The sequence below is a fragment of the Pseudomonas sp. 9_2_1 genome (assembly GCF_059295275.1).
On record NZ_CM181239.1, the window covers coordinates 4,485,051 to 4,503,932 of the forward strand.

Below are 18,882 nucleotides of genomic sequence, written 5' to 3' on the forward strand. Positions count from 1 at the left end.
AGATTGAATAACTCAAATTCATAATTTTTATGCTTTGGATAACCCAAAGGAATACAAGCCCATGGATCTGGCCAACCTCAGTGCCTTTATCGCCATTGCCGAAACCGGCAGTTTCTCCGGGGCGGCCGAACGCCTGTTCCTGACCCAGCCGGCCATCAGCAAACGCATCGCCGGCCTGGAGCAGCAACTGGGCGTGCGCCTGTTCGACCGCCTGGGTCGTGAGGTGACATTGACCGAGGCCGGGCGCGCCTTGCTGCCAAGGGCCTACCAGATACTCAATGTGCTCGATGATACCCGACGGGCCCTGACCAATTTGACCGGGGAAGTGAGCGGTCGCCTGACCCTGGCCACCAGCCATCACATCGGCCTGCACCGCCTGCCCCCACTGTTACGGGCATTCACCCGCCAGCACCCCGCCGTAGCGCTGGATATTCAGTTCATGGATTCGGAACAGGCCTACGATGAGATTCTGCATGGCCGCGCCGAAATTGCCGTGATCACCCTGGCCCCCGAGCCCCACCATCTGGTCAAGGCCGTGCCGGTGTGGGACGACGCCCTGGATTTCGTCGCCGCCCCCGAGCACCCACTGGCGAACGACCAGGCCGTCAGCCTGGCGGATGTCGCCCGCCACCCGGCGGTGTTCCCCGGCGGCAACACCTTTACCCACCATATCGTCCAGCGCCTGTTCGAAAGCCAGGGCCTGACGCCGAACATCGCCATGAGCACCAACTACCTGGAAACCATCAAGATGATGGTCTCGATCGGCCTAGCGTGGAGCGTGCTACCGCGCACCATGCTCGACGAACAGGTTGCACCCATCGCCTTGCCCGGCATACAGCTGTCGCGCCAGCTAGGCTACATTCTGCACACGGAGCGAACGCTGTCGAACGCAGCCAGGGCATTCATGGCACTGCTCGACAGCCACGCAGGGCCCGCCTGACCGGTAGTCAGCTCGGCATTTCCAAGTTCAAGGACGCGTCATTCGCCAAAGGTCTGGTACCGATGCCCAAATCAGCAAACCGCTTTTTGCGCCTGCCGCGCATACCGGCGGCCGACCCCCAGGAATCGGAGCAAGCCTGGCAGAATGCCCCACAACTGCTGGCCGCGCTCAACGGCGCGCGCCTGGGAGCCTGGCTGTGGGACATCGAAAGCGGCCGGGTAAGCTGGTCACGGGGTACCCAGGCCCTGTTCGGCTTCGACCCGCAGCGCCCGTTGCCGGCCGATGTCGACTACCTCGACCTGCTGCCCGAAGAAGACCGCGCCCGCACGCGCCAGGTGTTCCAGGCGGTGTTCAATGGCGAGCCGGTGGAGCAGGCGATGCGCCACCGCATCCGCTGGCCGGACGGCAGCCTGCACTGGCTGGAAATAAACGGCAGCCTCACCCTTGACCAGCATGGGCGGCCGCAGATGATCGGGGTAATCCGCGAAATCACCCGCCAGCGCGAGCGCGAAACCGCGCTGATCAATTCGGAAAAACGCTTCGCCACCCTGTTCCACCTGAGCCCCAACGCCATTTTGCTGACCCGTCGCCACGACGGCATGATCTTCGAGGTCAACCAGCACTTCGAGGACATGTTCGGCTGGCCCGGTAGCCAGGTGATCGGCAAGACCAGCCTGGAGCTCGGCCTGTGGGCCAACCCCGAGCAGCGCCATCAGGTGATTGAATCGACCCGCGCCAACAACGGCCCGCTGATCCTCGAAGTGCAGTTCCGCGCCTCCAGCGGCAAGGTACATGACGGGATCCTGTGCACCCAGGGCATCGAACTGGAAGGCGTGACATTCCTTATAAGCACCTTCGTCGACACCACCGAACGCAAGCGCGCCGAACAAGCCCTGAAGGACAGCCAGGAACGCCTTGACCTGGCCCTGGACTCGGCGCAACTCGGCACCTGGGACTGGCATATCCCCAGCGGCATGCTCTACGGCTCGGCGCGGGCTGCGCAGCTGCACGGCCTGCCGCCCATCCCGTTTCACGAATCGTTCGATGCCTTTTTCGAAGGGGTGCCCGAGGACGAGCGCAACTCGATGCGCCAGGCCTACCGCAGCCTGCGCGAAGGCCCGGCGGGCAACTACCAGATCACCTACCGGGTACAGCTGGAAAACGGCATATCGCGCTACATCGAAAGCCGCGCGCGGCTGTACCGTGACGACCAGGGCAACCCGCTGCGCATGGCCGGCACCCTGCTCGACATTACCGACCAGGTGGAACGCGAGCAGCGCCTGAGCGCCTCTGAAGAGAAATTCGCCAGCCTGTTCCAGGTCAGCCCCGACCCCATCTGCGTGACCCGCCAAGACACCGGCCAGTTCATCGAGATCAACCCGGCGTTCACCCAGACCTTCGGCTGGGCCACCGACCAGGTGATCGGCCGCACCGCCGAAGAAATCGGCCTGTGGGCCGAGTCCATCGAGCGCGCGCAACGCATCGAACGGGTCATCCGCGAGCAGGCCCTTAGCAACGTCGCCGTAGTGGTCAACCACCGCAACGGCGCGCCGCTGACCTGCGTGATTTCCAGCCGCCTGATCACCGTCGACGACCAGCCCTGCAGCGTCACCACCCTGCGCGACATCACCCAGCAGCAACGCGCCGAGGCGGCCCTGAAGTCCAGCGAGGAGAAGTTCGCCAAGGCCTTCCACTCCAGCCCCGACGCCATCACCATCACCGAACGCCACAGCGGCCGCTACCTGGAAATCAACGACGGTTTTTGCCGCCTGACCGGCTACAGCACCGCCGAGGTGGTCGGCCACACCGTGTACGAGCTCGGCATCTGGGCCGATGACAAGCAGCGCGCCGCCCTGCTCGGCGAATTGCGCGATCGCGGCCGGGTGCACCACCGCGAGATGCTTGGGCGCAACAAGCGCGGCGACATCCTGACCGTGGAGGTGTCGGTGGAGCCGATCACCCTCAACGAGATCGATTGCCTGCTGCTGACCGCCCGCGACGTAAGCCAGCTGAAGAATGCCCAGGCGCAGATACGCCACCTGGCCTACCATGACCCGCTGACCAACCTGCCCAACCGCGCCCTGCTGATGGACCGCCTGAGCCAACAGATCGCCCTGCTCAAGCGCCACAACCTGCGCGGTGCCCTGCTGTTCCTCGACCTCGACCACTTCAAGCACATCAACGACTCGCTGGGCCACCCGGTGGGCGACACGGTGTTGAAAATCATCACCGCACGGCTGGAGGCCAGCGTCCGCCTGGAAGACACTGTGGCGCGCCTGGGTGGCGATGAGTTCGTGGTACTGCTCAGCGGCCTGGAGGGCAGCCGCGAGTTGGTGGAAGAGAAAGTTCGCGAGCTGGCCGATACCCTGCGCGAACTGCTGGCCGAACCAATGACACTGGACGGCCAACGGCTACAGGTAACGCCCAGCATCGGCGTGGCGCTGATCCCCGACCATGGCACCACCCCGGCCGACCTGCTCAAACGCGCCGATATCGCCCTGTACCGGGCCAAGGACTCCGGGCGTAACACCACCCAGCTGTTCCACACCACCATGCAGAAGGCCGCCAGCGAGCGGCTGCGCATGGAAAACGACCTGCGCCTGGCCCTGGCCCGCGGTGAACTGGCGCTGCACTTTCAGCCACAGGTAGACGCCCGCGACAACCGCATCGTCGGCGCCGAGGTGCTGCTGCGCTGGCACCACCCGCAGCTGGGCCAGCAACCGCCAGGGCAGTTCATCCAGGTGCTCGAGGAAAGTGGCCTGATACTGGAAGTTGGCAGCTGGATCCTCGACGAAGCCTGCGATGCCTGCGCACGCATGCTCGCCGACGGGCTGATCGATGCCGATGATTTCAGCCTGTGCGTGAACATCAGCCCGCGGCAATTCCGCCAGAACGACTTTGTCGGCCGGGTGCTGCGCAGCCTGGACGACTACCGCCTGCCGCGGCAGATGCTGAAACTGGAAATTACCGAAGGCATCGTCATCCAGAACCTTGAGGACACCATCAGCAAGATGCGCGAGCTGAAGCGCTACGGGGTCAGTTTTGCCATGGATGACTTCGGCACCGGCTACTCCTCGCTCACCTACCTCAAGCGCCTGCCGGTGGATGCGCTGAAAATCGACCAGACCTTCGTCCGCGATGCGCCCATCGACCCCAACGACGCCGAGATCGTCCGCGCCATCGTCGCCATGGCCCGCAGCCTGGACCTGGCGGTCATTGCCGAAGGGGTCGAATTGACCGAGCAACTGGAGTTTCTCGAACAGCTGGGCTGCCACCTGTATCAAGGTTACCTGCACAGCCGGCCACTGCCGCTGCAGGAGTTTCGGCAGATGCTGATGGAGGCGCCGGCGGATTACTGATCACCACAGACGCAAAAAGGGCACCCGAAGGTGCCCTTTTTTTCACATCAGCGCGATCAGTTCAGCGCTGGCTTGTCGCCATTGATCGGGATGCGCTTGGCCTTGGCTTCTTCAGGCACGATGCGCAGCAGGTCGATGCTGAGCAGGCCATTGGCCAGGCCTGCGGCCTTGACTTCGATATGGTCGGCCAGGCGGAAAGACAGCTTGAAGGCGCGCTGGGCGATCCCCTGATGCAGGTAGGTCACTTCAGCGGCAGCATTTTCGCGCTTGCCACCGGTCACGGTCAGGACACCTTTTTCAACCTGCAGGTCGAGATCCTGCTCCTGGAAGCCGGCTGCAGCAACCACGATACGGTAGTGGTCTTCGGCATGCTTTTCCACGTTGTAGGGCGGGTAGCTGCTACCGGCCTCGTTACGCGCTGCGGATTCGAACAGGTCGTTGAAACGGTCGAAACCAACAGAATGACGGAACAGTGGAGCGAGAGAGAAAGCGGTAGTCATGGTCATGAACTCCTGAGATTCAGCAAGTAAGTCATTACGCGACCCGACTTCGGCATCGCGCACTCAAGAGATATGGCCGAGAGAAATCCTTTCAAGGGGCAAGCAGAAAAAATCTGGATAATTGCTCTGGATTGGCCTTTCGCGGGTGAATCGGCCCGATCAGGCTACACAGGCCTCGAAGGAAGGCGCATCCCCCCCCAACAACCGACTGATCCGCGCGCAATCATCTTCCCGGCGCAACTCGGCAAACAGCACCACCGCCTCGGGGTAACTACGGGTCAACATCGCCAGCCATTGCTTCATGCGCCCCGGCGCATAACGCGGCGAAAGCTTGTGCTGGGCCTGGCGCCAGAATTCGCGCAGCAACGGCAGCAGGTCATCCCAGCTCATCGGCTGATAATCCCGACCATCACGCGCCGCAGCAATCTGCAGGCCCAGGTCGGGGCGCGAGACCAGGCCACGGCCCAGCATGATGTCCTCGGCCCCACTGACCTCCCGGCAACGCCGCCAGTCATCCACGGTCCAGATCTCGCCATTGGCGAACACCGGCACCTTGACCACGTCCTGCACCCGCGCCACCCACTCCCAGTGTGCCGGTGGCTTGTAGCCCTCGACCTTGGTCCGCGCATGCACCACCAGGTGCGCAGAGCCACCTTCGGCCAGTGCCGTGGCACATTCCAGCGCGCCATCAGGGCTGTCGAAGCCCAGGCGCATTTTCGACGTCACCGGGATATGCGCGGGCACTGCCCGGCGCACTTCACGCACGATGGCGTGCAACAGCTCGGGCTCTTTCAGCAGCACCGCCCCACCGCGCGACTTGTTCACGGTCTTGGCCGGGCAACCGAAGTTCAGGTCGATCACCGGTGCGCCCAGCTGACAGGCCAGTGCGGCATTGTCGGCCAGGCACACCGGGTCCGAGCCCAGCAACTGCACGCGCATGGGCACCCCGGCGGCTGTGCGGGCGCCCCGCCGCAGCTCGGGCGCGAGCTTGTCGAACGAGGAAGGCGGCAGCAGGCGGTCGCACACGCGAATGAATTCGGTGACGCACCAGTCGATACCGCCCACGCGGGTCAGCACGTCGCGCAGGATGTTGTCGACCAGCCCCTCCATGGGGGCCAGGGCAATTTGCATGTCGGGGTCTCGGCGGAAAAAGCCGGCAGTCTAGCAAACATTGCCGGCGTTTCAGCCGCCGATCAGCGCCTGGCCGTAACCCTCGACAAATTCTGCCGGCATACGCTTGGGTTTGCCGCTGGACAATTCGATGCAGGCGAAGGTGGTCCGAGCCCGCAGCAGGGTAACGCCGTCACGCGGGCGCTTGAGCTGGAAGCGCCGGGTCATGCGCAGGCGCTGATCCCAGTCGATGATCCAGGTGGCCAATTGCAGCTCGTCATCTTCATAGCCGGCGGCCAGGTAGTCGATTTCGTGGCGCACAACGGCCATGGCCCGGTCCAGCCGGCGGTACGCGGCCAGGTCCAGGCCCAGGCGCTGGGAATGGCGCCAGGCGCAGCGTTCCAGCCAGGTCACGTAGACGGCGTTGTTGGCGTGGCCGAGGCCGTCGATATCCTCGCTGCCGACGCGCAGGTCGATGACGAAGGGTGTTGCCAGGTCCCAGCTCATGTTCGCTTCCTTGGCGCAAAATTGCGATTTAGCAGCGACCGGCAGGGGAAGTCCAGCCCTTGGATGGATTTACCGGGCTCATCAGGCGCTTTGCCGCGCTGGCGCACCCGCCCTGGCGAGCAATTCGAGCACGGCTTCACCCAGGCGCGGGTCGGCTAGCAGCCGTTGGTGGCCGCCCGCCTCCAACATCAACAGCCGGCTGTCGAACCAGGCCTTGTGAATGACCTGGGCTTCATCGGCAGCCACCAGGGCGTCATCGGCAGCGTGCACTACCAGCCCCGGAAGCTCCAGCTGGTAACCGGTAACATCCAGCCGCGCAACCTGCATGCCCACATCCCGCTCCACCTGGCGAATGAACGCAGCCCGTGCACGCGCCGGCAGCCCCAGGTGACGGGCAAACCCTCGCAACACCCCCAGCAACCGCGCCGGGCCCGCGATGCTCACCGCCGCCTCCGTGCGCAGGCCCATCTGCAAGGCCAGCAGCACGCTGGCAGCGCCCATCGAATGGCCAATGACCGCACGCAGCGGCGGCAACTCGGCGGCGGCCTCGAGCAGCGCCCTGGCAAACAGCACCACGTTGGCCTGCTCACCCGGCGAGCGACCATGCCCTGGCCCCTCCAGCGACACCACCGTGTGCCCGGCCTGGACCAGGGTTTCAATCAAGGCGGCGAACTGTGTGGGGCGGCCTTCCCAGCCGTGCATCAGCAGCACCGTCGGCCCCTGCCCCCAGCGTAATGCCGACAGGCCGAAGCGCAAGGTAATGCGCTCGGCACTTGCCAGCATGGGCAATTCCCAGTGCCGTGGCGGCAGGTTGCGCGGGGTCATGAAGGCACGGCGCATCTTGCCAGCGACGTGCTCGGGGGCCAGGCGGCCCAGGGTGCCATTGACGCCACGAATCCAGCTCAGGGTAGTCATTGCCATGCTCCAGGGTTACAGCACTGCCGATTTGGCGGCGCGCAGGATTCGGTCAGAAAGGTCGCTGGTGCCCAAGGCGCGGGCCAGGGCCAGCCCGCCGACCATGAGGGCCAGGTCGGCCAAGGCCTTGTCGGCATCCTCGGGGCGGTCGACCATGGCCGCTGCCATCAGCTCGATGTGCTCGGCCAGTACCTCACGGAAGGCTTCCGGCAGGCGCTGCATTTCTGCCAGTGAGTTCGGCAGCGGGCAGGCATGCACCTCGGCATCCCGGTGCTTGCGCGACAGGTAGAACGCACTGGCCAGCGCGCGCCGCCCGGCGCCATCGAGGCTGGGGTCGACCTGCGAAAGCAAGGCACGGCGCTCACCCAGCAGTTGGCTGAATGCTTCGAGCATCAGCTCGTCCTTGCTCTCGAAGTGGGCATAGAAGCCGCCAACCGTCAGGCCTGCCGCACCCATTACCTGGCTCACACTAGGCTCGGCCGGGCCATGCTGGATCAAGGCACTGCGCGCCGCCTCGAGGATGCGTTCGCGGGTTTTGCTCTTCTTGTCGCTCATGGGGCGGTCGCCGGGAAAAATATGATGATCGAAATATTATCCATATCATATTTTTTGGCAAGCAGATTTTCTCGCCGCCCGTCGGCAGCGGAATTTTCGCGAGGGAGAAAAACAAAAGGCCCATTCAATAAGCGAATGAGCCTTTAAAGTCCCGCAAAACGCGGGTAAACGTGGCGTCCCCTAGGGGACTCGAACCCCTGTTACCGCCGTGAAAGGGCGGTGTCCTAGGCCACTAGACGAAGGGGACGTAACCTTCGCGAAGATTCACTAACGTGAACCCTGGCAGAAATGGTGGAGCTAAGCGGGATCGAACCGCTGACCTCCTGCATGCCATGCAGGCGCTCTCCCAGCTGAGCTATAGCCCCGAAACAAAAGGCTCATCAATAATCGACGAGCCTTTCAAGCCCTGCAAAACGCAGGAAAAGTGGCGTCCCCTAGGGGACTCGAACCCCTGTTACCGCCGTGAAAGGGCGGTGTCCTAGGCCACTAGACGAAGGGGACGTAACCTTCGTGCCGGCTTGCTTACGCAAACCGCGGCAAAATTGGTGGAGCTAAGCGGGATCGAACCGCTGACCTCCTGCATGCCATGCAGGCGCTCTCCCAGCTGAGCTATAGCCCCGGATTTCTAGCCTCGCGGCCCAGCGACATAATGAAACATCGCTTGTGTAAAACTGGCGTCCCCTAGGGGACTCGAACCCCTGTTACCGCCGTGAAAGGGCGGTGTCCTAGGCCACTAGACGAAGGGGACGAACCTTCTTACCTTCAAGACCCGGTTGCTGGACCCGGTCTTGCTTGCCAGCCTGAGCTGCCAAGCGGAATTTGGTGGAGCTAAGCGGGATCGAACCGCTGACCTCCTGCATGCCATGCAGGCGCTCTCCCAGCTGAGCTATAGCCCCACAATGTCGCTTTGAACCGAATCGCTGGCTGGGTGCCTGGCGTTTCGTTTTCGTTCATCGCTGTGGACGGGGCGCATATTAAGATCGGATTGCACTGCTGTCAAACGAAATTTCGAAAATATTCAAAAGTTTTTTCACAGATAACAATCACTTACCGCCCTGTCCTAGTTTTTCCGGGTTTAGCTGGACCTGTGGAAGCGGGCGTGCCCGCGAATGCGATGGTAGATCAAACACCGCATTCGCGGGCACGCCCGCTCCCACAGGTCAGGTGCAAAGCTGAATCAGGCGATTGAGGCCAGCAGCTTTTCCCACTCTTTGTTTTCTTTCTTCGACACACCGCCCAGCAGGTCCAGCGCCTGGCGCAGGCGATAGCGGGTCAGGTCCGGGCCGAGGATTTCCATAGCGTCCAGTACCGACACCGAGCTGGCCTGGCCAGTAATGGCAGCGAACATCAGCGGCATGGCGTCGCGAAGCTTGAGCTCCAGCGCCTCGACCACAGCCTGGATGCAACCGGTGATACGCTCTTTTTCCCACTGGCGCAGGCTTTCGAGCTTCCACAGGATCAGCTGGATGACCTGGCGCACCTGGTCGGCAGACAGTTTCTTGCTTTCGAACAGCTTGGCGTCCAGCTTCAGCGCGCCTTCGAAGAAGAACCCGCCCAGCGGTGCGACCTGGCTGAAGGTTTCGACCCGGCCTTGTACATGCGGGGCAATCTTCATCATGTAGTCGCTGTTGAACGCCCACTTCTGCAGGCGCGTGGCGAACTCCTCGACCGGCAGCTCACGCAACCACTGGCCGTTAAGCCAGGACAGCTTCTCGATGTCGAAGATCGGCCCGCCCAGCGAGACGCGCGACAGGTCGAAGTGCTCGACCATCTCGGCCAGGGAGAACTTCTCGCGCTCGTCCGGCATCGACCAGCCCATGCGGCCCAGGTAGTTGAGCATCGCCTCGGGCATGAAGCCCATGCGCTCGTAGAACGTGACCGAAGTCGGGTTCTTGCGCTTGGACAGCTTGGACTTGTCCGGGTTGCGCAGCAGCGGCATGTAGCACAGCTTGGGCTGCTCCCAGCCGAAGTATTCGTACAGCTTGATCAGCTTGGGCGCCGATGGCAGCCACTCTTCGCCACGCAACACGTGGGTGATGCCCATCAGGTGGTCGTCGACCACGTTGGCCAGGAAGTACGTCGGCAGGCCGTCGTTCTTCATCAGCACCTGCATGTCCATGCGGTCCCACGGGATCTCGACGTCGCCACGCAGCATGTCAGGCACTACACACACGCCTTCGCTCGGCACTTTCATGCGGATCACGTGCGGCTCGCCAGCGGCCAGGCGGCGCTGCACTTCCTCGGCGCTCAGCAGCAGTGCGCGGCCGTCATAGCGAGGGGTTTCGCCGCGGGCTTGCTGTTCGGCGCGCATCTGCTCCAGTTCTTCGGCGGTGCAGAAACAGTAGAAGGCGTGGCCGGCGTCGACCAGCTGCTTGGCGTATTCGGCATAGATCGCGCCACGCTCGCTCTGCCGGTACGGGCCGTGCGGGCCGCCGACGTCCGGGCCTTCGTTCCATTCGATGCCGAGCCAGCGCAGGGCGTCGAAGATCTGCTGTTCCGATTCGCGCGTGGAGCGCAACTGGTCGGTGTCTTCGATGCGCAGGATGAACTCACCGCCGTGCTGCTTGGCAAAGCAGTAGTTGAACAGGGCGATGTAGGCAGTGCCGACATGGGGGTCGCCGGTAGGCGATGGCGCGATACGCGTGCGTACGGTGGTCATGGAGGGTCTCGAACGAAAGATGAAACAAAGGCGGGATGTTAGCAGGAGGCAGGCACCGGGCTCCAGCAATGGCGCGAACGTCACTTGTCGACGGGCCCTGCACCACTGTTAAATTTGCTTACATTTCTGCAACGATAGCCGCCATGCCTACCCAACTCAAACGCCGCCTGGCGATCTTTTTCACCTTGGTGGCCATCATCGCCCTCGCCTTTCTGGCCCACTGGTATTTCAAGGGCCGCTTCTACGAAGGCACCGACAACGCCTACGTGCAAGGCGAGATTACCCGCATTTCCAGCCAGCTGGGTGCCCGCATCGACACGGTGCCGGTCGAGGACAACCAGCACGTCGACAAAGGCGACTTGCTGGTGCGCCTGGAGGCCGCTGACTTCGAGCTGGCGATCGAACGCGCCCGCGCTGCCCTGGCTACCCGCGAGGCCGAACACGCCCAGGCGCAAAGCCGCCTGACCCAGCAGGGCAGCCTGATCGCTGCCGGCCAGGCCCAGGTGGCGGCCAACCAGGCCACCTTCGACCGCTCGCGCCTGGACCTGAGCCGCGCCGAAAAACTGCGCAAGCCAGGTTATGTCTCTGAAGAACGGGTCACCACTCTGTCGGCGGACAGCCACGTGGCCGGCTCCCAGGTCGACAAGGCCCGCGCCGACCTGCAAAGCCAGCGCCAGCAGGTGAACGCCCTGAACGCCGACCTCAAGCGCCTGGATGCGCAAATCGCCAACGCCCGCGCCGACCTGGCCCAGGCCGAGCTCAACCTGAGCCGCTGCGAGATCCGCGCGCCCATTAGCGGCACCATCGGCCAACGCAACGCCCGCAATGGCCAGGTGGTGCAGGCAGGTGCCTACCTGCTGTCGATCGTGCCGGACGAAGACATCTGGGTGCAGGCCAACTTCAAGGAAACCCAGATCGGCCATATGCAGCCCGGCCAGCGCGCCGAACTGGTATTCGACAGCTACCCGGACACCCCCGTCGAAGGTCGGGTCGACAGCCTGTTTGCCGCCTCAGGCGCGCAGTTCAGCCTGCTGCCGCCGGACAATGCCACCGGCAACTTCACCAAGGTGGTGCAGCGTATTCCGGTAAAACTGACCTTCAGCGCCGACAACCCGCTGCGAGGGCGGATCCGCCCCGGCATGTCGGTCACCGCCACCGTCGACCTGCGCAGCGAAGACGAAGGCCCCCATGGCCGGTGACGCTTTGCTGCGGCCTGTTGCCGAGCCCAGCCGGCGCGACTGGATTGCGGTAATGAGCGTGATGCTTGGCGCCTTCATGGCAGTGCTGGACATCCAGATCACCAACTCGTCGCTAAAGGACATCCAGGGCGCGCTGTCGGCGACCCTGGAGGAAGGCTCGTGGATTTCCACCTCCTACCTTGTCGCGGAAATCATCATGATCCCGCTGACCGCCTGGCTGGTGCAGCTGCTGTCGGCGCGACGGCTCGCGGTGTGGGTCTCCGGCGGTTTCCTGCTTTCGTCACTGCTGTGTTCGATGGCCTGGAATTTGGAGAGCATGATCCTGTTCCGCGCCCTGCAGGGTTTTACCGGCGGCGCGCTGATCCCGTTGGCGTTTACCCTTACCCTGATCAAGCTGCCGGAACACCACCGCGCCAAAGGCATGGCCATGTTCGCCATGACCGCCACCTTCGCCCCCTCCATCGGCCCTACTCTAGGCGGCTGGCTCACCGAAAACTGGGGCTGGGAGTACATTTTCTATATCAACATTCCGCCGGGGCTGGTGATGATCGCCGGCCTGCTGTACGGGCTGGAGAAGAAAGAAGCGCATTGGGAACTGCTGAAAAGCACCGATTACGCGGGCATCCTCACCCTCGGGCTGGGCCTGGGCTGCCTGCAGGTATTTCTTGAGGAAGGCCACCGCAAGGACTGGCTGGAATCACACCTGATCGTCGGCCTGGGTAGCGTTGCGCTGGTCAGCCTGATCACCTTTGTCATCGTGCAGTTTTCCAAGCCGCATCCCCTGATCAACTTGCGCATCCTTGGCAACCGCAATTTCGGCCTGTCGAGCATCGCCAGCCTGGGCATGGGCGTCGGCCTGTACGGGTCGATCTACCTGCTACCGCTGTATCTGGCGCAGATCCAGGGCTACAACGCCTTGCAGATCGGCGAGGTGATCATGTGGATGGGCGTTCCCCAGCTGTTCCTGATCCCGCTGGTGCCGCAATTGATGAAGGTGATTTCACCCAAGGTGCTGTGTGCGCTGGGGTTCTGCCTGTTCGGCGCCGCCAGCTTCGGCTCGGGTGTACTCAACCCGGACTTTGCGGGGCCGCAGTTCAACCATATCCAGATCATCCGTGCGCTGGGCCAGCCGATGATCATGGTGACCATTTCGCTGATCGCCACGGCCTATATCCAGCCGCAGGATGCCGGCTCGGCTTCGAGCCTGTTCAATATCCTGCGCAACCTGGGTGGGGCGATTGGTATTGCCCTGCTGGCCACCCTGCTGGATGCGCGGACCAAGGTGTATTTCGATTACCTGAGGGAGTCGGTGGTGCCAAGCAACCCGCAGGTGGCGGAACGGTTGGCGCAACTGGCGGAGCGGCTGGGGAATGACAGTGCGGCGCTGGGCAAGTTGAGCGAGATTACCCACCAACAAGCGTTGATCATGGCTTACAACGATGCCTTCCACTTTGTCGGGATCGGGTTAGCAGTGAGCATGATAGCGGTGTTGATGACCCGCAAGTTGCCGCAGGGGTTGAAGGCTGGGGAAGCCCACTGAATTTTCGGTTGCCTGTAGCGGCCTCTTCGCTTGAGCGAGCGGGCTCGCCCGCGAAGAGGCCATTGCAGATAACGTGGCAATCAGCTGGTAATCAACCGCTCGCGCAGCTGGGTAATCTCGTCGCGCAGTTGCGCTGCCGCTTCGAACTCCAGGTCGCGGGCGAACTGCATCATCTTCTCTTCGAGCTGCTTGATGCGCTTGGTGATCTCGCCCGGGGTACGCAGTTCGGCCTCGTAACGGGCGCTCTCCTCCGCCGCCTTGGCCATGCCCTTGCGCTTTTTGCTGCGCGAGCCGGGCACAGTGGCGCCTTCCAGGATATCGGTGATGTCCTTGACCACGCCCTTGGGGACGATGCCGTTGGCTTGGTTGAACGCGATCTGCTTTTCCCGACGACGCTCGGTTTCATCGATGGCCCGCTGCATGGAGCCGGTCATGTTATCGGCGTAAAGGATGGCCCGACCGTTGAGGTTACGGGCGGCCCGGCCGATGGTCTGGATCAGTGATCGTTCGGAGCGCAGGAAACCTTCTTTGTCGGCATCGAGAATCGCCACCAGCGACACCTCGGGCATGTCCAGGCCCTCGCGCAGCAGGTTGATGCCGACCAGCACGTCGAAGGTACCCAGGCGCAGGTCACGAATGATCTCCACCCGCTCCACGGTGTCGATGTCGGAGTGCAGGTAACGCACCCGCACGTCGTGATCGGCCAGGTAATCACTGAGATCCTCGGCCATGCGCTTGGTCAACGTGGTCGCCAGCACCCGCTCACCCGCCGCGACCCGCTTGCGGATTTCCGAAAGCAGGTCATCCACCTGGGTCAGTGCCGGGCGAATTTCGACCTGCGGGTCGACCAGGCCGGTCGGGCGTACCACCTGCTCGACCACGCGCCCGGCATGCTCGGCCTCGTAAGGGCCCGGGGTGGCGGAAACGAAGATGGTCTGGGGGCTGACATTCTCCCACTCGTCGAAGCGCATGGGCCGGTTGTCCAGCGCCGAGGGCAGGCGAAAGCCGTACTCGACCAGCGTTTCCTTGCGCGAGCGGTCACCCTTGTACATGGCGCCAACCTGCGGAACGCTGACGTGAGACTCGTCAATTACCAGCAGGGCATCGGCTGGCAGGTAATCGTACAGGGTGGGCGGTGGCGCCCCGGCGGGCCGACCGGACAGGTAGCGCGAGTAGTTCTCGATGCCGTTGCAGTAGCCCAGCTCCAGGATCATCTCCAGGTCGAAGCGGGTACGCTGCTCCAGCCGCTGCGCCTCTACCAGCTTGTTGCCCTGGTGCAGGTACGCCAGGCGATCTTTCAACTCTTCCTTGATACCCTCCATGGCATCGAGCAAGGTCTCGCGCGGGGTCACGTAGTGGCTCTTGGGGTAGAAGGTGAAACGCGGCAGCTTGCGGAATACTTCGCCGGTGAGCGGGTCGAAGGCGGCGATGTTTTCCACCTCGTCATCGAACAGCTCGATGCGGATGGCCTCGAGGTCGGATTCGGCCGGGAAGATGTCGATCACATCACCGCGCACACGGAAGGTGGCCCGGGCAAAATCCATTTCGTTGCGGGTGTACTGCAGGTCGGCCAGGCGGCGCAGCAGCGCGCGCTGGTCAAGCTTGTCGCCGCGGTCCACGTGCAGGACCATTTTCAGGTAGGTCTCGGGGCTGCCCAGGCCGTAGATGCACGAGACCGTGGTCACGATGATCGCGTCGCGTCGCTCCAGCAACGCCTTGGTTGCCGACAGGCGCATCTGCTCGATGTGGTCGTTGATCGAGGCGTCCTTCTCGATGAAGGTATCCGACGACGGTACATAGGCCTCAGGCTGGTAGTAGTCGTAGTAGGAAACGAAGTACTCCACCGCGTTGTTGGGGAAAAACGCCTTGAATTCGCCGTACAGCTGCGCGGCCAGGGTCTTGTTCGGCGCCAGCACCAGCGTCGGCCGCTGCACCTGCTGGATGACGTTGGCGATACTGAAGGTCTTGCCCGAGCCGGTCACCCCGAGCAGCGTCTGGTGCGACAGGCCCGCCTCGATACCTTCGACCAACTGGCGGATGGCCTCGGGCTGGTCGCCGGCCGGCTGAAAACGGGTGACGAGCTGGAACTCGGACATGACGGACCTCGCGGTGTTGCAGCAACTGTAAATTTAGCCAGTAGTCTATACCCAAATGCGCCCCTAGGGTGGCGCTTTCAAGGCGCAGCTGTGAACGCTTGCTACGGTGGACACGGCAATTGGACCAATGGTCGAAAAATATTTGCGCAAAACGTCTGAAAAGGTGCGCCAGAGTGTCGCGGTGACCGGTCGGTATCACTATACTGACTCCCCGTTTGTGCACCGCTTCAGTGCATTCGGCTGGAGCGTGTACGTCCTATCACACTCCTATTCAGAGCCAAGGTAACAATGAGCCTGTTTTCCGCTGTCGAGCTGGCACCCCGCGACCCTATCCTGGGCCTCAACGAAGCATTCAACGCCGACCCACGTACCGACAAGGTCAACCTGGGCGTAGGCGTGTACTGCAATGAGGAGGGCCGCATTCCGCTGCTGCGCGCCGTGATCGAAGCCGAAACCCAGCGTGCCGCCCAGCACGCCTCGCGCGGCTACCTGCCGATCGACGGCATCGCCACCTACGACCAGGCCGTGCAAAAACTCATCTTCGGCGCCGAGTCACCACTGCTGGCCGCTGGCCGCGTGGTCACCGTGCAGGCCGTTGGCGGCACCGGTGCGCTGAAGATCGGCGCCGACTTCCTCAAGCGCCTCTCGCCAAACGCTGTGGTAGCTATCAGCGACCCGAGCTGGGAAAACCACCGCGCACTGTTCGAGACCGCCGGCTTCCCGGTACAGAACTACCGCTACTACGACGCACCGAGCAACGACGTCAACCGCGCCGGCATGCTCGAAGACCTGAACAGCCTGCCGGCCGGTTCTATCGTCGTGCTGCATGCCTGCTGCCACAACCCGACTGGCGTCGACCTGGGCCTGGACGACTGGAAAAACGTGCTGGAAGTGGTCAAGGCCAAGGGCCATGTGCCGTTCCTCGACATGGCCTACCAGGGCTTTGGTGACGGCATCGCCGAAGACGCGTTCGCTGTACGCCTGTTCGCCGAGTCGGGCCTGGACTTCTTCGTTTCCAGCTCGTTCTCCAAGTCGTTCTCGCTGTACGGCGAGCGCGTTGGCGCACTGTCGATCGTCACCGCCTCGAAGGACGAGAGCACTCGCGTGCTGTCGCAGGTCAAGCGCGTCATCCGCACCACCTACTCCAACCCGCCGACCCACGGCGCGACCATCGTCGCTACCGTGCTCAACAGCGAAGAACTGCGCCTGATGTGGGAAACCGAGCTGGCTGAGATGCGCCAGCGTATCCACGGCATGCGCCAGCAAATGGTCAGCCTGCTGGCTGAATATGGCGCCAACCGCGACTTCAGCTTCGTTGGCCGCCAGGCAGGCATGTTCTCCTACTCGGGCCTGACCGTTGAACAGGTCGCCCGCCTGAAGAACGAGTTCGGTATCTATGCCCTGGACACCGGCCGCATTGCGGTAGCTGCGCTGAACCAGAGCAACATCCACGTGGTCACCAAGGCCATCGTCGAAGTACTGTAACTGCTTGATTGCAATATAATTTGCCTGGGGGAGGGTTGACTTCCCTCGGGCAATTAGTAAGATATGCGCAGATTCCGCGATAGCTCAGTCGGTAGAGCAAATGACTGTTAATCATTGGGTCCCTGGTTCGAGTCCAGGTCGCGGAGCCAATTTGAAAAACCTCCAGTTGCGCAAGCACTGGAGGTTTTTTTGTGCCCGCCCCCCTAACAGCCGGTTCGACCTCCCCATCGGGCGTTTGAGCAAGAAGGCCGGAGCGTCACTGGCGAGTTGATCCAGGCTCAGTGCGCAGCCCCTGAGGCCGGATAGGGCAATGTGACCTCGCTACCCTCCTCTACCAGGCTCCAGACCAACAGCTTGGCTGGCTGGGTGTCGCTGGCGTTGCGCGACACGCTGTGCACGGTACCCGGTGCCTCGTACCAGTAATCGCCCGCTTTGTAGGTTTTCTCCGGCTCGCCGTTCAGCTTCGATATCACCGCGCCTTCAAGCACGTAGGCCATTACCGCGCCCGGGTGCTGATGCGCGGGTGATGCCTCGCCAGGTGCGTAGCTGACGGTGAGCATGATGGCATTCTTGCCGGGGGCGTTGCTGGGCTGCTGTTGCTGCAGCAGCTTGACCTGGCTGGCAACGTCGCCGTGCGCCCAGACAGGCGCCTGGGCGGCGAGCAGACCGAAGAGGATGAGGGCTACGGGTTTCATGGGGGCTTCTCCTGCATGGCGATTGCCTGCAGGTTAGGCCCCGGGAAGCGAGAGGCAAATGGCCAATCCGGGGTAAAAGCAGGAGGCCAGAGCAGACTCCGGGCCCTTAGTGGCTACGCCCGATCGGATAGAACTCGCCGTGGCTCCACACGCCAAGCCATTCCTCCCCCGCTATCGCCTGCGGCACCGCCAGTTCCACCAGTTGGTAGAACACATTGCGATGAATCAGCGCCTCAAGGTTGCTGCGCATCAGCACATAGGGCGATGGCTCCTGCGTCAGCGGGTCGGTCACCACGCGCAGCGGGTTGGCCGGCCCGGCCTCGACCTGGTCCTCGACATTGCTGGTGAAGCGCAACACTTGTTGCTCACCGTCACCCAGCACTTCAAGCGCCACCGCCACGAACGGCGCGTCGTCGACGCGAATACCGACCTTCTCGACCGGGGTGATCAGGAAATAGTCATCGCCGTCGCGCCGCATGATCGTCGAGAACAGCCGCACCATCGGCTTGCGCCCAATCGGTGTACCCAGGTAATACCAGGTGCCATCACGGGCGATGCGCATGTCGATATCACCGCAAAAATCCGGGTTCCACAGATGCACCGGCGGCAGGCCCTTGGCCTTGGGGATTTGTGCCAGGAGGTCATTGGCCTTGCCCGAATCGCTCATCTTGCTTGCCTCATTCACTCATGCCCAGAAGGCTACGAGCGTACTCGCGCATCGGCGCCGCAAGCAAATCCCGCGGCGTGTTGTCGTGGAACGTCAACAAACCGCCACGGCTCTTGATACGAGCGGTATCTATCAGGTAGCGGGTGTTGGTTTCAATCAGCATCATCTGCACCACGCCGGTGTCCCAGCCCAACCGGTCGACGGCCTGTTCGTCATACCACTCGTCACCATTGCCGATACGGTCGTCGGTGCGCGCGAAGCGAGTGTACAGCACATAGTCGGCGCCCACAGCGCGGGCCTGGGCAATGGCCTCTTCCAGGCCAAGCGGGCCTTGCGCGCGGCGCACCAGCGGGAAGTACTCGACGAAGCTCTTGAAGGCCTCATCGGCCACCGCGTTCTGCCGTGGCACCGGCCCTTTGCCTGGGGGGACGAATGCACCCTGACCGATGAAGATGAAGGAATCGGGCTGCAGGCGGATCGACAGCGTGCGACGGGTCTCGCTGTGGTCCAGCAGACCAGCATCGCTCATGTGGTAACGGACGCCCTCGCCCATATCGCTGACATTCATGCAGCCGCCCAGCGCCATCAGCGCCAGCAGCAAGACCAGGCTACGCATCTTTCCTCCAGTGGCCGGCGACGAAAAACCGGCGAATAG

Annotated in this window: 15 protein-coding genes and 7 tRNA genes; 6 read left to right on the forward strand and 16 right to left on the reverse strand. The window is 62.9% G+C overall.

Features of this window, described 5'->3' with window-relative positions; genetic code table 11:
* Positions 1-61: 61 nt before the first annotated feature.
* On the forward strand, positions 62-940 hold the full coding sequence (locus AC5O5I_RS20405) for a LysR family transcriptional regulator (RefSeq protein WP_172218609.1): 879 nt from the start codon (positions 62-64) through the stop codon (positions 938-940).
* Between the two features lie 62 nt (positions 941-1,002).
* Positions 1,003-4,299, forward strand: coding sequence for a PAS domain S-box protein (locus AC5O5I_RS20410; protein WP_172287679.1), 3,297 nt, complete (start codon positions 1,003-1,005; stop codon positions 4,297-4,299).
* Between the two features lie 56 nt (positions 4,300-4,355).
* On the opposite strand, the gene AC5O5I_RS20415 is transcribed toward AC5O5I_RS20410, so the two are convergent.
* From AC5O5I_RS20415 to gltX, 12 genes are all read right to left on the reverse strand, one after another.
* On the reverse strand, positions 4,356-4,799 hold the full coding sequence (locus tag AC5O5I_RS20415; protein ID WP_172232658.1) for an Hsp20 family protein: 444 nt from the start codon (positions 4,797-4,799) through the stop codon (positions 4,356-4,358).
* Between the two features lie 159 nt (positions 4,800-4,958).
* Positions 4,959-5,930 (reverse strand): tRNA dihydrouridine synthase, encoded by a 972-nt coding sequence (locus AC5O5I_RS20420; RefSeq protein ID WP_494511454.1) that lies wholly within the window; start codon positions 5,928-5,930, stop codon positions 4,959-4,961.
* 51 nt (positions 5,931-5,981) lie between these two features.
* The gene (locus AC5O5I_RS20425; protein WP_172228045.1) at positions 5,982-6,416 is read right to left on the reverse strand and encodes an acyl-CoA thioesterase; all 435 of its coding nucleotides are present in this window, start codon (positions 6,414-6,416) and stop codon (positions 5,982-5,984) included.
* Between the two features lie 81 nt (positions 6,417-6,497).
* Positions 6,498-7,331: an alpha/beta fold hydrolase gene (locus tag AC5O5I_RS20430; protein WP_172287417.1), complete on the reverse strand. Its 834-nt coding sequence runs from the start codon at positions 7,329-7,331 to the stop codon at positions 6,498-6,500.
* Between the two features lie 15 nt (positions 7,332-7,346).
* Positions 7,347-7,886, reverse strand: a complete 540-nt coding sequence (locus AC5O5I_RS20435) for a TetR/AcrR family transcriptional regulator (protein ID WP_172228047.1) — start codon at positions 7,884-7,886, stop codon at positions 7,347-7,349.
* A gap of 171 nt (positions 7,887-8,057) precedes the next feature.
* Positions 8,058-8,133, reverse strand: a tRNA-Glu gene (locus tag AC5O5I_RS20440).
* Between the two features lie 42 nt (positions 8,134-8,175).
* Positions 8,176-8,251: transfer RNA gene (locus AC5O5I_RS20445), tRNA-Ala, on the reverse strand.
* A 60-nt stretch (positions 8,252-8,311) separates the two neighbouring features.
* Positions 8,312-8,387, reverse strand: a tRNA-Glu gene (locus AC5O5I_RS20450).
* Between the two features lie 42 nt (positions 8,388-8,429).
* A tRNA-Ala gene (locus tag AC5O5I_RS20455) sits at positions 8,430-8,505 on the reverse strand.
* A gap of 53 nt (positions 8,506-8,558) precedes the next feature.
* A tRNA-Glu gene (locus AC5O5I_RS20460) sits at positions 8,559-8,634 on the reverse strand.
* Positions 8,635-8,706: 72 nt separating this feature from the next.
* A tRNA-Ala gene (locus tag AC5O5I_RS20465) sits at positions 8,707-8,782 on the reverse strand.
* A 281-nt stretch (positions 8,783-9,063) separates the two neighbouring features.
* Positions 9,064-10,545: a glutamate--tRNA ligase gene (gene gltX / locus AC5O5I_RS20470; protein ID WP_172228048.1), complete on the reverse strand. Its 1,482-nt coding sequence runs from the start codon at positions 10,543-10,545 to the stop codon at positions 9,064-9,066.
* Between the two features lie 143 nt (positions 10,546-10,688).
* On the opposite strand from gltX, the gene AC5O5I_RS20475 reads away from it, so the two are divergent.
* Both AC5O5I_RS20475 and AC5O5I_RS20480 read left to right on the forward strand, forming a co-directional pair.
* The gene (locus tag AC5O5I_RS20475; protein ID WP_172287419.1) at positions 10,689-11,744 is read left to right on the forward strand and encodes an HlyD family secretion protein; all 1,056 of its coding nucleotides are present in this window, start codon (positions 10,689-10,691) and stop codon (positions 11,742-11,744) included.
* Positions 11,734-13,284, forward strand: coding sequence for an MDR family MFS transporter (locus AC5O5I_RS20480; RefSeq protein WP_172228050.1), 1,551 nt, complete (start codon positions 11,734-11,736; stop codon positions 13,282-13,284). The genes AC5O5I_RS20475 and AC5O5I_RS20480 overlap by 11 nt, the downstream gene beginning before the upstream one ends.
* Before the next feature lie 80 nt (positions 13,285-13,364).
* Here the strand turns inward: AC5O5I_RS20480 and uvrB are convergent, their stop codons facing one another.
* Positions 13,365-15,380, reverse strand: a complete 2,016-nt coding sequence (gene uvrB / locus AC5O5I_RS20485) for an excinuclease ABC subunit UvrB (RefSeq protein ID WP_172228051.1) — start codon at positions 15,378-15,380, stop codon at positions 13,365-13,367.
* Positions 15,381-15,668: 288 nt separating this feature from the next.
* On the opposite strand from uvrB, the gene AC5O5I_RS20490 reads away from it, so the two are divergent.
* Positions 15,669-16,865, forward strand: coding sequence for an amino acid aminotransferase (locus tag AC5O5I_RS20490; RefSeq protein ID WP_494511455.1), 1,197 nt, complete (start codon positions 15,669-15,671; stop codon positions 16,863-16,865).
* A gap of 73 nt (positions 16,866-16,938) precedes the next feature.
* Positions 16,939-17,014 (forward strand) — tRNA-Asn (locus AC5O5I_RS20495).
* A 129-nt stretch (positions 17,015-17,143) separates the two neighbouring features.
* Here AC5O5I_RS20495 and AC5O5I_RS20500 read toward each other — a convergent pair.
* The 3 genes from AC5O5I_RS20500 to AC5O5I_RS20510 all read right to left on the reverse strand — a co-directional run bounded on the left by AC5O5I_RS20500 (position 17,144) and on the right by AC5O5I_RS20510 (position 18,843).
* Positions 17,144-17,560, reverse strand: coding sequence for a cupin domain-containing protein (locus tag AC5O5I_RS20500; protein ID WP_172231474.1), 417 nt, complete (start codon positions 17,558-17,560; stop codon positions 17,144-17,146).
* A 106-nt stretch (positions 17,561-17,666) separates the two neighbouring features.
* Positions 17,667-18,227: a DUF1285 domain-containing protein gene (locus tag AC5O5I_RS20505; protein WP_172231477.1), complete on the reverse strand. Its 561-nt coding sequence runs from the start codon at positions 18,225-18,227 to the stop codon at positions 17,667-17,669.
* Positions 18,228-18,237: 10 nt separating this feature from the next.
* Positions 18,238-18,843 carry a DUF4823 domain-containing protein gene (locus AC5O5I_RS20510; protein WP_172231480.1) on the reverse strand — a complete coding sequence of 202 codons (606 nt, stop codon included), beginning with the start codon at positions 18,841-18,843 and terminating at the stop codon, positions 18,238-18,240.
* Positions 18,844-18,882 lie beyond the last annotated feature (39 nt).